This is a genomic window from Williamwhitmania taraxaci (genome assembly GCF_900096565.1).
Lineage (GTDB): Bacteria > Bacteroidota > Bacteroidia > Bacteroidales > Williamwhitmaniaceae > Williamwhitmania > Williamwhitmania taraxaci.
In genome coordinates this window covers 1-12,177 of sequence record NZ_FMYP01000011.1, presented here as the reverse complement: position 1 = coordinate 12,177, position 12,177 = coordinate 1, and the positions used below count along the sequence as shown (strand labels likewise).

Annotated in this window: 14 protein-coding genes; 7 read left to right on the top strand and 7 right to left on the bottom strand. The window is 40.0% G+C overall.

All coding sequences use genetic code 11. The features are described from left to right. Positions 1–273 precede the first annotated feature (273 nt). Positions 274–807: a hypothetical protein gene (locus BLS65_RS04410; RefSeq protein ID WP_125869765.1), complete on the bottom strand. Its 534-nt coding sequence runs from the start codon at positions 805–807 to the stop codon at positions 274–276. Between the two features lie 235 nt (positions 808–1,042). Then, positions 1,043–1,915: a succinate--CoA ligase subunit alpha gene (sucD, locus tag BLS65_RS04405; RefSeq protein WP_092436268.1), complete on the bottom strand. Its 873-nt coding sequence runs from the start codon at positions 1,913–1,915 to the stop codon at positions 1,043–1,045. Positions 1,916–2,232: 317 nt separating this feature from the next. On the opposite strand from sucD, the gene mnmE reads away from it, so the two are divergent. Then, positions 2,233–3,633 carry a tRNA uridine-5-carboxymethylaminomethyl(34) synthesis GTPase MnmE gene (gene mnmE, locus BLS65_RS04400; protein ID WP_092436265.1) on the top strand — a complete coding sequence of 467 codons (1,401 nt, stop codon included), beginning with the start codon at positions 2,233–2,235 and terminating at the stop codon, positions 3,631–3,633. A gap of 344 nt (positions 3,634–3,977) precedes the next feature. Here the strand turns inward: mnmE and BLS65_RS04395 are convergent, their stop codons facing one another. Then, complete coding sequence (locus BLS65_RS04395; RefSeq protein WP_092436263.1) at positions 3,978–4,526, bottom strand: hemerythrin domain-containing protein; 549 nt, start codon at positions 4,524–4,526, stop codon at positions 3,978–3,980. Between the two features lie 40 nt (positions 4,527–4,566). Continuing rightward, the gene (gene ric / locus BLS65_RS04390) at positions 4,567–5,262 is read right to left on the bottom strand and encodes an iron-sulfur cluster repair di-iron protein (RefSeq protein ID WP_092436260.1); all 696 of its coding nucleotides are present in this window, start codon (positions 5,260–5,262) and stop codon (positions 4,567–4,569) included. Positions 5,263–5,385: 123 nt separating this feature from the next. Here ric and BLS65_RS04385 point away from each other — a divergent pair, with 123 nt between their 5' ends. Continuing rightward, positions 5,386–5,829 carry an RrF2 family transcriptional regulator gene (locus BLS65_RS04385; protein WP_092436257.1) on the top strand — a complete coding sequence of 148 codons (444 nt, stop codon included), beginning with the start codon at positions 5,386–5,388 and terminating at the stop codon, positions 5,827–5,829. Between the two features lie 254 nt (positions 5,830–6,083). Here BLS65_RS04385 and BLS65_RS04380 read toward each other — a convergent pair whose 3' ends face one another. Together BLS65_RS04380 and BLS65_RS04375 are read right to left on the bottom strand one after the other, a co-directional pair. Beyond that, on the bottom strand, positions 6,084–7,178 hold the full coding sequence (locus tag BLS65_RS04380) for a T9SS type A sorting domain-containing protein (protein WP_092436255.1): 1,095 nt from the start codon (positions 7,176–7,178) through the stop codon (positions 6,084–6,086). A 228-nt stretch (positions 7,179–7,406) separates the two neighbouring features. Continuing rightward, positions 7,407–8,018, bottom strand: a complete 612-nt coding sequence (locus tag BLS65_RS04375; RefSeq protein WP_092436253.1) for a 5' nucleotidase, NT5C type — start codon at positions 8,016–8,018, stop codon at positions 7,407–7,409. A 256-nt stretch (positions 8,019–8,274) separates the two neighbouring features. Here BLS65_RS04375 and BLS65_RS04370 point away from each other — a divergent pair, with 256 nt between their 5' ends. From BLS65_RS04370 to BLS65_RS04360, 3 genes are read left to right on the top strand one after another with little or no spacing between them, the layout of a single operon-like run. Beyond that, the gene (locus BLS65_RS04370) at positions 8,275–8,829 is read left to right on the top strand and encodes a GtrA family protein (protein ID WP_092436398.1); all 555 of its coding nucleotides are present in this window, start codon (positions 8,275–8,277) and stop codon (positions 8,827–8,829) included. 7 nt (positions 8,830–8,836) lie between these two features. After that, positions 8,837–9,292, top strand: coding sequence for an alternative ribosome rescue aminoacyl-tRNA hydrolase ArfB (arfB, locus tag BLS65_RS04365; protein WP_092436396.1), 456 nt, complete (start codon positions 8,837–8,839; stop codon positions 9,290–9,292). 21 nt (positions 9,293–9,313) lie between these two features. Beyond that, positions 9,314–9,550, top strand: coding sequence for a DUF3820 family protein (locus BLS65_RS04360; RefSeq protein ID WP_092436252.1), 237 nt, complete (start codon positions 9,314–9,316; stop codon positions 9,548–9,550). Positions 9,551–9,556: 6 nt separating this feature from the next. Here BLS65_RS04360 and BLS65_RS04355 read toward each other — a convergent pair whose 3' ends face one another. Next, entirely contained in the window at positions 9,557–10,942 is a 1,386-nt protein-coding gene (locus BLS65_RS04355; protein ID WP_092436250.1) for a DUF4403 family protein, read from the bottom strand. Between the two features lie 153 nt (positions 10,943–11,095). Here BLS65_RS04355 and sfsA point away from each other — a divergent pair, with 153 nt between their 5' ends. Further along, positions 11,096–11,788 (top strand): DNA/RNA nuclease SfsA, encoded by a 693-nt coding sequence (sfsA, locus tag BLS65_RS04350; protein WP_092436248.1) that lies wholly within the window; start codon positions 11,096–11,098, stop codon positions 11,786–11,788. 186 nt (positions 11,789–11,974) lie between these two features. Next, positions 11,975–12,177 (top strand): hypothetical protein (locus BLS65_RS04345; protein ID WP_394331446.1); only part of this gene is annotated, 203 nt, incomplete at its 3' end.

Sequence of the window (12,177 nt, the reverse complement as noted above, 5' to 3'; positions counted from 1 at the left end):
ATAATGAAATGAACAACCACACCCCATTTAGGAAGTGTAAGAAAATAAGTAAGGTAACGGATTTTTATGCTAAGGAATAATCCTAGCCACAGCTGTTAGAAATCGTGAAGGATGTAGCCCGTTGTATGCAGCATTGGAGACCAAATTGGAGGCAACAAAGGTATGAAAAGAAACAAGAAGGAGAGATCATCGGAATTATTCTTCCTTTAACAGACATGCAAACCTATTTAGTAGATAATTGATCAATAATATTTTAACTAAAATACTTTATTTTCACGGTCTAATGTTCGTCATTTTACTTAGCCAACTATTTCCCTTACGCTTCAGTGTTTCTGTTTCAAAGTTTGGCAATGCCGCTTCAACCACCATTATTAATTCACCCCTGAGTTCAGGAATCTGCACAGCAAATTTTTCAAGCACATCGAGGCAATAAAACTTATGCGAGGCACGAATTGTTGGCTTAAGAAGAATATCAATGGAAAAATCGAGTAGTTCACTATACTCCTCTGCCTTAAATTTGCTGTGGCTCAGCATTCTATAAAAGCAACCTCGCTGACCATGATGACTTATGTGCAGTAGCGCATTAATAATACGAGGGATATAGCGTTCAAAAATTGGAGAGTTACAATCGGCCAGATAGCTGAATGTCCAAGCCGCACGCCAAGCAAGAGGCTGTCGATTGCTGATAGCCAATTCAAATAACTCTTCGGCTAATAAGATATTCGCTTCCACCGCCTGTGCAACGCTTATAACCGCTTTTTTACTCGATACTTGAAGGTTTGACTCTACGTCTTGAATAGTTTTCAAGGGATAGTTTTTTTGCAAAAATAGCAAAAGGAGTAAATAATGACGGCAAAATTGGTGAGAAGAATTTCAGTATAATCACTGCTGACTTGTGATTTATCGACTGAACTATTTGCTAAAAACAGTAATGTTCTATCAGAGTAATAACCTAGATTACTACTAATTACCTTTATTCGCCAAATAGAAATAGCCCCAATCCGTGAGAATTGAGGCTATTAATACAGCAATTCAGCTATAGCTATTTGAGCAATGCAGCCATAGTCTTGCCCAAGTCGGCAGGCGATTCAACAACCGAAATCCCACACTCGCGCATAATTTTCATTTTGGCAGCAGCAGTATCCTCCGCACCACCAATTATAGCACCAGCATGACCCATTCTTCGTCCTTTTGGCGCAGTTTGACCTGCAATAAATCCAACCACAGGTTTAGTGCCATGCTCCTTAATCCATCGAGCAGCATCAGTCTCCATCGTTCCACCGATTTCACCTATCATTACAATTCCCTGAGTTGCAGCATCGGCCATTAATAACTTTACCGCATCAAGGGTAGTAGTTCCAATAATTGGGTCGCCCCCAATTCCAATGCAAGTGCTTTGGCCTAGCCCCTCTTTAGTTATCTGATCTACTGCCTCGTATGTCAATGTTCCAGAACGAGAAACTATACCGACAGTGCCCTTCTTATGAATAAAGCCAGGCATAATGCCCACCTTGGCTTCTCCAGGAGTAATAACGCCAGGGCAATTTGGCCCAACAAGGGTTACATCGGGTTTCCCCGCTAAAAATTCCTTAACCTTAACCATATCCGAAGTGGGAATACCCTCAGTAATGGCAACAATCAGTTTTACACCGGCATCGGCAGCTTCCAGAATAGAATCAGCAGCATAAGCAGGTGGCACAAAGATTATCGATACATCGGCACCAGTAATTTGAACAGCCTCCTTGGCTGTATTAAAGACAGGAAGATTGAGGTGTGATTGGCCACCTTTTCCTGGGGTAACCCCTCCCACAACGTTGGTACCGTATTCAATCATCTGCTGGGCATGAAAGGTTCCCTCCGAGCCGGTAAACCCATGCACTAGTACTTTCGAATGTTTGTTGACCAATACGCTCATATGCTTACTTTGATGGTGATAGGTTAATATTACGATTAAAATTCGAGAATCATTTAACTATAATGGAAATTAAACAGCCAAAAGTTAATAATGTTTAAAGTCTATGCAAAAGAAGGTGCACGAACAAGATGATAAATTTCATAATCCATAAACGATAGGGCAAAACAAATTTTCTACAATATTATTTTGATAATAAAAACCACTCAACACACAGTATGCCTAATCATTGAAAGACTATAAAAACGCACCTGTCATCAATCTCTGATCACATTTTCTTTGAATCGTATAACTTGACTATTTTTGTGAAAAATAAATCCATGGATAACGCAGTTATTACAGCCATTGCTACCCCAGCAGGAGTTGGTGCCATTGCCATTATAAGAGTTAGTGGAAAAGGAGCCATTGAATTGGTTGACAAAGTATTCATTTCTGCCAAGAATGGAAAAACGCTGGTCGCTCAAAAAGGAAACACAATTCACTTCGGCACAATTGTAGACCATAATGATAGCCTCATTGATGAGGTGCTAGTTTCACTATTTCGTGCACCTCACTCCTACACCGGCGAAGATTCCGCCGAAATAAGCTGCCACGGTTCCTCATACATCCAGCAGCAAATTCTTCAGCGATTTATTGAGGTTGGGGCTCGCATGGCTCAACCCGGAGAGTATACACTTCGAGCCTTTTTAAATGGGAAACTAGATTTATCTCAGGCTGAAGCAGTTGCCGATCTTATTGCCTCAGATTCAGAGGCTAATCACCGATTGGCGCTCAACCAACTTAAAGGAAATTTATCGAACGAGATACATCAACTACGTGAAAAGCTGTTGAACTTTGTATCCCTGCTTGAGCTTGAGCTCGACTTTGGTGAAGAGGATGTAGAGTTTGCCGAGCGATCCTTGCTTCGAAACCTTATGCTCGAAATTGCGGCATACGCAAAAAGTTTAACCGAATCATTTTCCCTCGGCAATGCCATAAAGAAAGGTATACCAGTGGCCATTGCGGGAAAACCCAATGCAGGTAAGTCCACGCTTCTAAACACGTTGCTAAAAGAAGAGCGCGCAATTGTTTCGGAAATTGCTGGTACCACCCGCGATTCCATTGAGGACCTAATCGTGATTAACGGAATTGGTTTCCGATTGATTGATACAGCCGGAATCCGCGAAAGTCAGGACACAATTGAAACAATGGGAATTGAGCGCAGCTTTCAAAAGATGGAGGGAGCGTCCGTTATTATAGCACTGCTTGATCTCACGGCAAATGCTCAGGATGAAGTTGACTTTCTCAATGAAATTGTGAATCGATTTGGGTTGAATGGAAAAACGATTCTCGCACTGCTTAATAAGGCAGATAAAGCCAGCAGTACCATCGTGGAGCAGTTAATTGCCAAGCAAATTAAAACGGCCATCCAAGTCATTACCATTTCGGCAAAGGATGGCAGCAATCTAAACGAACTGCATACCGCTCTTACAAATGTGGTGATGGACACGACGAAACTCCACGGCGACGTATTGGTGAGCAATGCAAGACATTTTGAGGCGCTTAATCAGGTCAAAATTGGTATAGAGCGAGCACTAGCAGGGCTTTCCAACAATCTCCCAAACGATCTACTTTCGCAAGATATAAGAGAGGTATTACACTACTTGGGTACCATTACTGGCGAAATAACTAACGATGAGGTTCTTGGCAATATATTCTCGAAGTTTTGTATTGGAAAATAAATATTAGGAGTTAATAATACTTCAGTCCTACCTTCGGTTACACCTAATCGTGTAGCGAAATCGATAAAATTGGCTTTAGATTGGTGTCATATTCTCCAATTACAAAAGAAAAATCACACTATAATTTGATTTTTAAGTTAATACAGAACAGCAATTCCTGAAATTAACCTACTATCACACTATACTGTGATTTTTGCAGTGAATCACTGCTGTCTGACCGTTCAGGCGCTGGATGAATATTCTGTTGTACCGAAGCGTCAGATAAACGATATCAAGATATATGCTTAACAGATTCACAAAATTCTTTCTCTCCACATCCAATTAGACTATTATAAAGGTTTACGTTATGGAACATTATAAAACATTGCAAGACTATTTATCTGAGCAATAGAGTTATTTACAACTCCTCCATGCGCTGAGTCGGTTTCTGCATTTTTAAATTGGCTTAACAGAAACAGCTGTTCTTCTTCAGAAAATGCTCTATCGGCCATTCGGAAAAGAACATTGTTCTCTTTTGAAATATGCGCTCTGAGAAGTTCGATATAGCCTTTCATATTCTTGAAAATATCCATTAATGCGCCTTGATTACCTGACTTATACTGTGCAATAGCGTTTGCCATTCCAGCCACGAAGGCTCTACCTTCCTTGTGGTCGTGCATCATAGCGCAAACGGGGCCTTGCTCAAAGGAAAAACCTTTTTCTACCATTTTGGGAAAGAGCATTTGTTCTTCCTTTGCATGGTGAAGCCCGTCGGCAAAGTTTCGTATCAGGTCAACAATGTTTTCGAGATGCGCAACATTAACCTCAGCCAGATGGGTAATGCGCTCCATAACATCTACTAGCCTAAGTATGTGTATATGGTCGTTTTCTAAATTTGCTGTTGCTGTTGTCATAGTATGAAAACAATTTAAGTTTTGGATAATTAGATTTGAACTAAAGAGCCAAAGACTTCGGATATAGTATGTTGTTTTCGAGGTGAATATGGATATGTAAATCGTCTTCAAATTGCTGGAGTAACTTTAGCGAAACAGTATAGGTATTACACGCATCGTCAGGAACTACATATCCATTAGTTAGCTCATTTATCTTATCCATAGCCCCTCCGGCAAACTCATGCTCGCTGCTCATTCTGCCAATTTCTGAAGCTACCGTTGCCTTTGCCGAGACTGAATTGCTTTTTAACACCTCCTTAATAGCCGGAAAAAGAATCTCCTCCTCTTTTTGAAGATGTTGCACTAACTCGGCATTAATTTTCCCGAACAAATCGGCAACTTCAATCAGCTCCGGGTGGCGTTCACCGTGAACCTTTGCAATTTTTTCGGTGTAAAAAACCAGCTCAGGAAGGGTTTTAATTACATACTTATGGTGGTTGTTTACAATATAGTCTGCCAAGAAGCCTAAATCCCAGTCCTTAAAATTTTGCGATGGGCTTGCCGAATCAACTTGCACTGCCTCCAACTTTTGTGCAATAATATTGGTGTCTAATGCTTTTTCATCGCATGCCTCTTTAAGCGTTTTTTTGCCACCACAGCAAAAGTCAATACCGTTTTCCTTGAATACTAAAGCTGTTCTAAAATCATTGGCTACAATTTCGCCTAGCGATGCTGTCGCCATTAGTTTATTGTTCATAAGAGTTATTGTTAAGAATTATGAAGGCAAATATATGAAATATTTTTAATTAAAGACAAAAAGGTCTTTTAGTTGTCAACTATCTTTTATTTTGTATTTTTGCTATTAAATAAAAGGAACGGGATGTTTAACAAGGAGACAGAATATGCGATGCGAGGCTTGGTTTATATTCAGGCGCAAAACAACATCAATAGAAAACCTGGAATTATAGAGATAGCAAGAGAAATTGATGCACCGCAATTTTTCACAGGCAAAACGCTGCAACGAATGGTGAAAAATGGGTTTGTTTCTTCCACAAGGGGCAAAGGCGGCGGCTTCTTTTTTGACAAAGAGAAAGCAGATCTTCCAATTAAGGATCTAATAAATGCAATAGAGGGCGATAGCACCTTAACCGGGTGCGGGTTTGGTTTTAAGAAGTGCGATTGCACCAATCCATGTCCGCTGCACGAACGGTATGCCCCCATCCGTAAAGCAATAAACGACCTAGTAACAACGGAAACCATACAATCGCTAGCAGAACGGTATGCTCAGCTGAAAGATTTTAAAAACTTACAAATAGAACCGTAACTAGGAGTTAGTTTATTATATATCAATACCATTCCATGCGCGAATAGCAACAAGAAACCACCACCATATAGTTATTCGCACCAATATGGTTTATATTAGCCCATTGTCTGCAATACATTTCCGATATATAGACAGAATGACCTTTATTCTTTCGACTATACTACACCGCAATTACTACTGCAATAAATAATGATTCGGAAAGTCACAAAAAAAGGAGCCACTTTAGGGCTCCTTTACATGTTATCACAAATATTTTATCGAACAACGACTAACTTCTGAGTTTCAACAAAATTGTCGGAACGAGCCACAAGGAAGTATATACCAGCAGAAACAGAAGTGGGATGCCATTCCACCTCGTGTGTGCCTTCGCTCATAACACCCGAAGCTAAGTTGGCAACCAGTTGCCCTCTACTATCAATCACCAACATTTCAACATTTGAGTACTTTGCCAAAGTATAGTGAATAGATGTAGAAGACGAGAAAGGATTTGGGAAACACTTATCTATTGAGATAGACTTTGTTGAAACCATCTCCTCCACGCCTGTTGTAGATTTTGACTCGATGAATGCCGTATAAATTAACTCAGCAAGCGCATGGGCCGCATTTGGAAGAAGTTCCTTTGTAATTGTGGCTGTTTTCTCCCACAGGGCGGCATTGTATGCATTACTATTAATAGAGCCCTTGGTTTGAGCGTATACGTCAGCTGCAAATATTGAATCCTTATACCTACTGTTTTTGTATATATAATCGAATATATACCGGCTTACATTACGAATAACACTAATATCACGTTGTGTATAGGTAATTTGCCCAATATAATCACCAAGCATTGAAGATTCATATCGACTATGAATACCCTTATTACCGGTATTCTGTCCATCATAGTTATCGGTAATATGCAATGGCATATGGCCATCGCCCACGTAGTGTCCTAAATCGGCTGCTACAAGAACTGCTTTATTCAAATCATTTCGCCTAAAGCACTTTACAAGAGTATCGTATGTTGTAATAGTTGCCCAAGGAAGGATGCCCCAAGAACCGACATTATAGCCATACTTGGAAACAGCATCTTCATACCGTTCCATTATAGTTCCATTTTGATTGTATTCGGAGTAGTTATCAATGTCGATATAGTGCTTCTTCCCTTCTGTGGGATCAGAATCTTTCCGGTTATCAGCATCAGAAGCATGACTTTGAAGAGCACTAGACCAAGTGGTGTACGCACTTAGTTCCTGATTAAAATAAAACGTAGTATGTCCATTTATACTGCGATGACCAGTACCTCCCCAGCTCACCAGAGTTAATGTTAAGGCCAACAGACCAATGCTATAAAGAAATTGTTTTTTCACTGAAAATAGGATTAATTAAACTACTAAAACAACTCACATTTGGACCTGTATCCCATTCAAACGTTTAAAACTTATACAACGATTCGATAGCAGTCAAAAAAGCTAGATAATATGGGTGTCTTAGCACAAATAAAACGAATTATAGTGAAAAAATGTTTGTGGCAATTTATCTTACAAAGTAAAATACAAACGGTCGATTTATTGATGAAAACAGAATATAAACCACTGCTATACAATAGTTTTTGAAGAAAATAACACATTGTAACTGTTACGAATATCGTTCCACGTATTTACCCTTATAATTCCTGTATTTAGGTTGTTATCAAAATTCCAAGGCCTATTCACCAGTGCAACATTGAGATTCATCTCCTGGGCCAGAAATTTTGACATGGTAAGGGAGTCTTCAATGGCAAACGAAAACTGCTGTTTTTTGAGGTAATCGAGCGATTTTGCAATGGACATATCCATTTCGGGACGATTATACTTATCGACAATAGTAAAGGAGTCGTAAGGAAATTTGTGAATCGCCAACCACTCTAACGTTGATTCATAGGCTGCTGTAATACGGCCCGTTACAATAGCAACCTTAATACCTTGGTTGCGCCACTCATTAAGAACTTCGATAGAACCTGGAAGCGGTTGAAATTTCAGAACCTCCTCTCGTGTATGCACCAATTGAAAGAAATGATCGAATTGCTGCTGAGTGAGTCCAAACGACTCTCGTAAATCGAAAGAGGTAAGTTCCGCAAATTTACGCTCAATACCAAACTCCCGGTGTATCAAATCAATGTATGAAAGAGTGCTTTCGGCCAGCACGTCGTCGCAGTCGATGTATATCATAATTGTATATTTTTGAGGTGCAAAGATAAAGAAGAAGTGATAAGATTTGAAAATAGAGGGATTCTAAAGTAGAAAAAACAGTAGAATTGGCGCAGATATACTGCACCTTGCAATAAGAATTATGTCATGATGCTGCGACCAAAAGGAATACTTCATATTTTTGCGTGCCAAACAATTGTAGAATAGAACATTTTCCTATTTTTGCATGCCTTTAGGGAAACGCATAATCAGAAAGAATCCAAGACACAAACAAAGTATGAATTTTAACTTTCTTCAGCGCTGGATAATATCCACCATCGATTGGTTCTATAAGCCATTTCGCACGATTATACCACAGCAGACATTTCGCTATGCAGCCTGCGGTGGAGGAAACATGGTGCTAGATATCTTCCTATATTTCATAAGCTATAACTTTATTCTTGATAAGGAGATTGTAAATTTAGGCTTTACTGCAGTAAGCCCCTATATTGCTGCATTTATCATCTCTTTTTGTGTGACTTTTCCCACAGGGTTCTTGCTGAATAAGTTCATTACCTTCCAACAGTCCGATTTGCGGGGAAGAGTTCAACTATTTCGTTACGGAATCATTGTATTTGGTTCTATACTAATAAATTATATTCTAATAAAACTATTTGTTGAGCAGTTAGGAATATACCCTACCCCTTCAAAAATGCTTGCGACAGGGTTTGTTATCATTTTCAGCTATTTTTCACAAAAGCACTATTCCTTCAAATCAACCACAAATCCTGGCAATATCATTGCATTGGAAGCAGAATCAGAAGTGATTGTTGACAATAGTGACAATTCTTAATACAACCATGAATCCCCAATTACCGCCTGAAGAACCAAAAAGATCGATTTTTGAAATACCCGCTTGGAAGCGCGATTTTTCGACAGAATTTACTTTTAGCGCCTCTCGAAGCAGCGGAGCAGGAGGCCAGAATGTAAATAAGGTGAATACAAAAGTAGAGCTTCGTTTTTCGGTTCCTGATTCTGAACTGCTTACCTCTTGGGAAAAAGAGACTCTTGCTCAAAAGATACAATCTCGGCTTACGGCAGCAGGCTTGCTCATTATTGTATCGCAGGAAGAGCGAACACAACTTAAAAATAAGGCGATTTGCGTGATTAAGTTTTTTGATATATTGCAAACCGCGTTAACTCCAAGAAAGAAACGAAAGCCAACACGGCCAACAAAGGGATCAAAAGAAAGGCGGCTGGAACATAAGAAGGCAACCTCCGAAAAGAAGAGTAACCGCAGAAACATTGATCAGTAGCAAAAATCTATCTACACACAAATGTCTAACGATCTCTTGGGACCTGACCCCAAAGCCCTGCTCGAATTGGTAACCATGCCTATGCCCTTTGGCAAATACAAGGGATGGAAGTTGTGCGACTTGCCTGAAAGTTACCTTGTATGGTTCAAGCAAAAAGGATTTCCAACCGGACGGCTGGGAATGCTCCTAGAAACTATGTATGAAATTAAGCTAAATGGTCTTGAATTTCTTTTAAAGCCACTAAAATCGAAGCGATAAACCATACTAATTTAGCTTTGTAACCATAATAGATATCTCACCTTTAGCCGTTACCATAACTCTAAAAGCATCGGGAACAAGTTGGATTTTCTCAATAGCCAGCGTTGAAATTGTTCCATTCAACTCTAAGTTCTTAATGCTTCTATTTTGAACTAGGTTTCTATTTGCTGCCAGAAGCATATTATCCAGCTCATTGCCTATAGGAAAAACCATCGATTCCTTTAATGAGTTCATAATCGTGCTTCGGAAAAGCCATGATGCACTTCGGTGGAGGATATTCTTTGTTTGTAACTCATAATCAAGATTCAAAAACTCGACAGTCCGGTTGCTAGCATTATAAGAGGCAATACCTTTAAAATAAATCCAACCTTTAACGCTCCCCGATAGTTGGGCTCCAATCACGATCTTCTCCCCGCTTCCGTAAATGCGGATACTATCTACCCTTACCGACCTCCTACCTTTGGAAAAGGTCTTACCTACAATTTCCTTCGAAAACAGGATTTCAGCCTCGTTGTATGGAACGTCAATACCAAAATTCACACTTAAATACTTTCCGGTACCATTACCAAGAGATAGTTCAGGCATTGGAATATCTAACCACAACTCCGGCATTTTTTTGCCAACCACTACCTCCGAAATTGTTTTTAAACCAATCGTTGTTGTAACGGTAGTGTCGGTAGAGGTAAATGGCGAAACCGATATCTTTTGAGGAATCAGCACCAACCAAAGATTCTGCTCTGAATTAATGAGCATTGGCCGATGGGCTGCATTGGTTATTTGGTTTACCACGGCGGTAAGGTTGAATCCTTCTGTTATATTCTTATCGATAGACGAGCAAATACCACCCTTACACTCTTTAATTGCCTTATCGGCAAGAAAATTCACCGGCAGTTTCATACTACCCAAGTTAGCCACCGGCTCTTTAATCCATTTATAGCCTGTTAAGGTTGTTTTTGGAGTAAACTTCCAATCCTTAGAAAGCGAAAATGAGGTAGTAAAAGCCATGGACATTTCAGCTTCCATGGTAGATGAGACTGAAAATCCAAGTATGCCAATACTACCATTTACCCAAACCTTAATTGGAATAGAATAAAGGATAGTGGTTCCCGAAAACTCCATAGTCATAGGTTGAGTCTTCCACACTCTTACCTGAAGGTTATCATCGGAGAGATCCATATCTTCATAAATAACTCCATTAATCCTGGAATTTATTTCGGCAAGAAGGTTAGCCTTACTAAAGGAAACTGGTATGGAAACCTCCGATACCGGTGGAGCAATACTGGTAACCTTATATAATTCGTTGGGCTTGGGAATATTGGTAGTAACAGTACAGGCAGTGACTAGCCCTGATGCACAAACAATAACAAAAAAATTCCTTATAACAATCCTCATTTAGGCTAGATTTGCTGGCAAAATTACCACAATAGATCGATTATAAAAGTTAAATAAAGCGAATGGGATGATTATCCTCAGGCTGAAAAAACTGGAAGCAAAATAAACAATCAATATTTATCTTGGGTTTAGTAGTTACTAACTATAGAAATTATGAAATTCGACAGACCCCTAGTTCACGGAACTCTCATTAAGCGTTACAAGCGCTTCCTTGCCGATATTATGCTCGACAGTGGTGAGGTGGTTGTAGCGCACTGCACTAATTCTGGCACCATGAAGAGCTGCCTCGAAGAAGGAGCCGAAGTTTACCTGTCGCCTGCTGCCGATCCAAACAGGAAGACTAAATTCACGTGGGAGATGATTAAGATTAATGGCGGTTGGGTGGGAATAAACACCTCCAACCCCAACCAGCTTGCTCACGAACTGGTGAGCCAAGGACAAATACCTGGGCTTGATGGTTATACTGAAGTTAGGCGTGAAGTCACCTTTGGTGATAGCCGATTCGACCTATATGCTCGAAATGCAAGCGAAGAGTGCTTTATAGAGGTAAAAAACGTTAGCCTGAAAGACGGAAACCTTGCCAAATTCCCCGATGCGGTAACTACTCGCGGACAAAAGCACTTAGAAACGCTAATAGAGGTAAAGAAGCAAGGAATGCGTGCAGTAATGCTTTACATTATACAAAGAACAGATGTTGAAGCATTTGCACCTGCCAAGGCTATTGATCCCGAATACGCAAAGAAATTAGAAGTAGCAATGGCGGCAGGAGTTGAAGTGTTTCCGCTAATGGTGGAAGTAAGCCCAATAGGCATTGAGCCTAGACAAATATTACAAGCAGTATTTTAGTCGTAACAAGCAAGCCATTCGTCAATAAATACAAACACTCATTAATCCGGATCGGATAAAAGATATTATCACCTTATATCCGCAACATAAAAGCATAAAATAATCGGGAACCCCTGTAATAATAATCATCACAAGGCTTTCCCGATTAAAATATTTTCACCTACTTAGGTGAAAACATCGTAGCGGATGAAAATTACATATTCTAGCGACACCATCAACTCTTTTGGCGGAATAAATTTTGCAGACAAAATTATCCGGGAGGCCTCTATTTACGACACCATAGACCAAACGCTTGGCATTCGGGGAGTTAAGGCACAGTATTCCTACAGTGATTTGTTTCGATCCTACCTCATGCTGGTTTTATGCGGCGGCGAATGCGCCGAGGATAT

Bases quoted from the DNA above. Each gene is read 5' to 3' on its own strand.
- BLS65_RS04395 (WP_092436263.1), bottom strand. From the start codon at position 4,526: ATGACAACAGCAACAGCAAATTTAGAAAACGACCATATACACATACTT.
- BLS65_RS04360 (WP_092436252.1), top strand. From the start codon at position 9,314: ATGTCTAACGATCTCTTGGGACCTGACCCCAAAGCCCTGCTCGAATTG.
- sfsA (WP_092436248.1), top strand. From the start codon at position 11,096: ATGAAATTCGACAGACCCCTAGTTCACGGAACTCTCATTAAGCGTTAC.
- arfB (WP_092436396.1), top strand. From the start codon at position 8,837: ATGAATCCCCAATTACCGCCTGAAGAACCAAAAAGATCGATTTTTGAA.
- sucD (WP_092436268.1), bottom strand. From the start codon at position 1,915: ATGAGCGTATTGGTCAACAAACATTCGAAAGTACTAGTGCATGGGTTT.
- ric (WP_092436260.1), bottom strand. From the start codon at position 5,262: ATGAACAATAAACTAATGGCGACAGCATCGCTAGGCGAAATTGTAGCC.
- BLS65_RS04375 (WP_092436253.1), bottom strand. From the start codon at position 8,018: ATGATATACATCGACTGCGACGACGTGCTGGCCGAAAGCACTCTTTCA.
- BLS65_RS04370 (WP_092436398.1), top strand. From the start codon at position 8,275: ATGAATTTTAACTTTCTTCAGCGCTGGATAATATCCACCATCGATTGG.
- mnmE (WP_092436265.1), top strand. From the start codon at position 2,233: ATGGATAACGCAGTTATTACAGCCATTGCTACCCCAGCAGGAGTTGGT.
- BLS65_RS04385 (WP_092436257.1), top strand. From the start codon at position 5,386: ATGTTTAACAAGGAGACAGAATATGCGATGCGAGGCTTGGTTTATATT.
- BLS65_RS04355 (WP_092436250.1), bottom strand. From the start codon at position 10,942: ATGAGGATTGTTATAAGGAATTTTTTTGTTATTGTTTGTGCATCAGGG.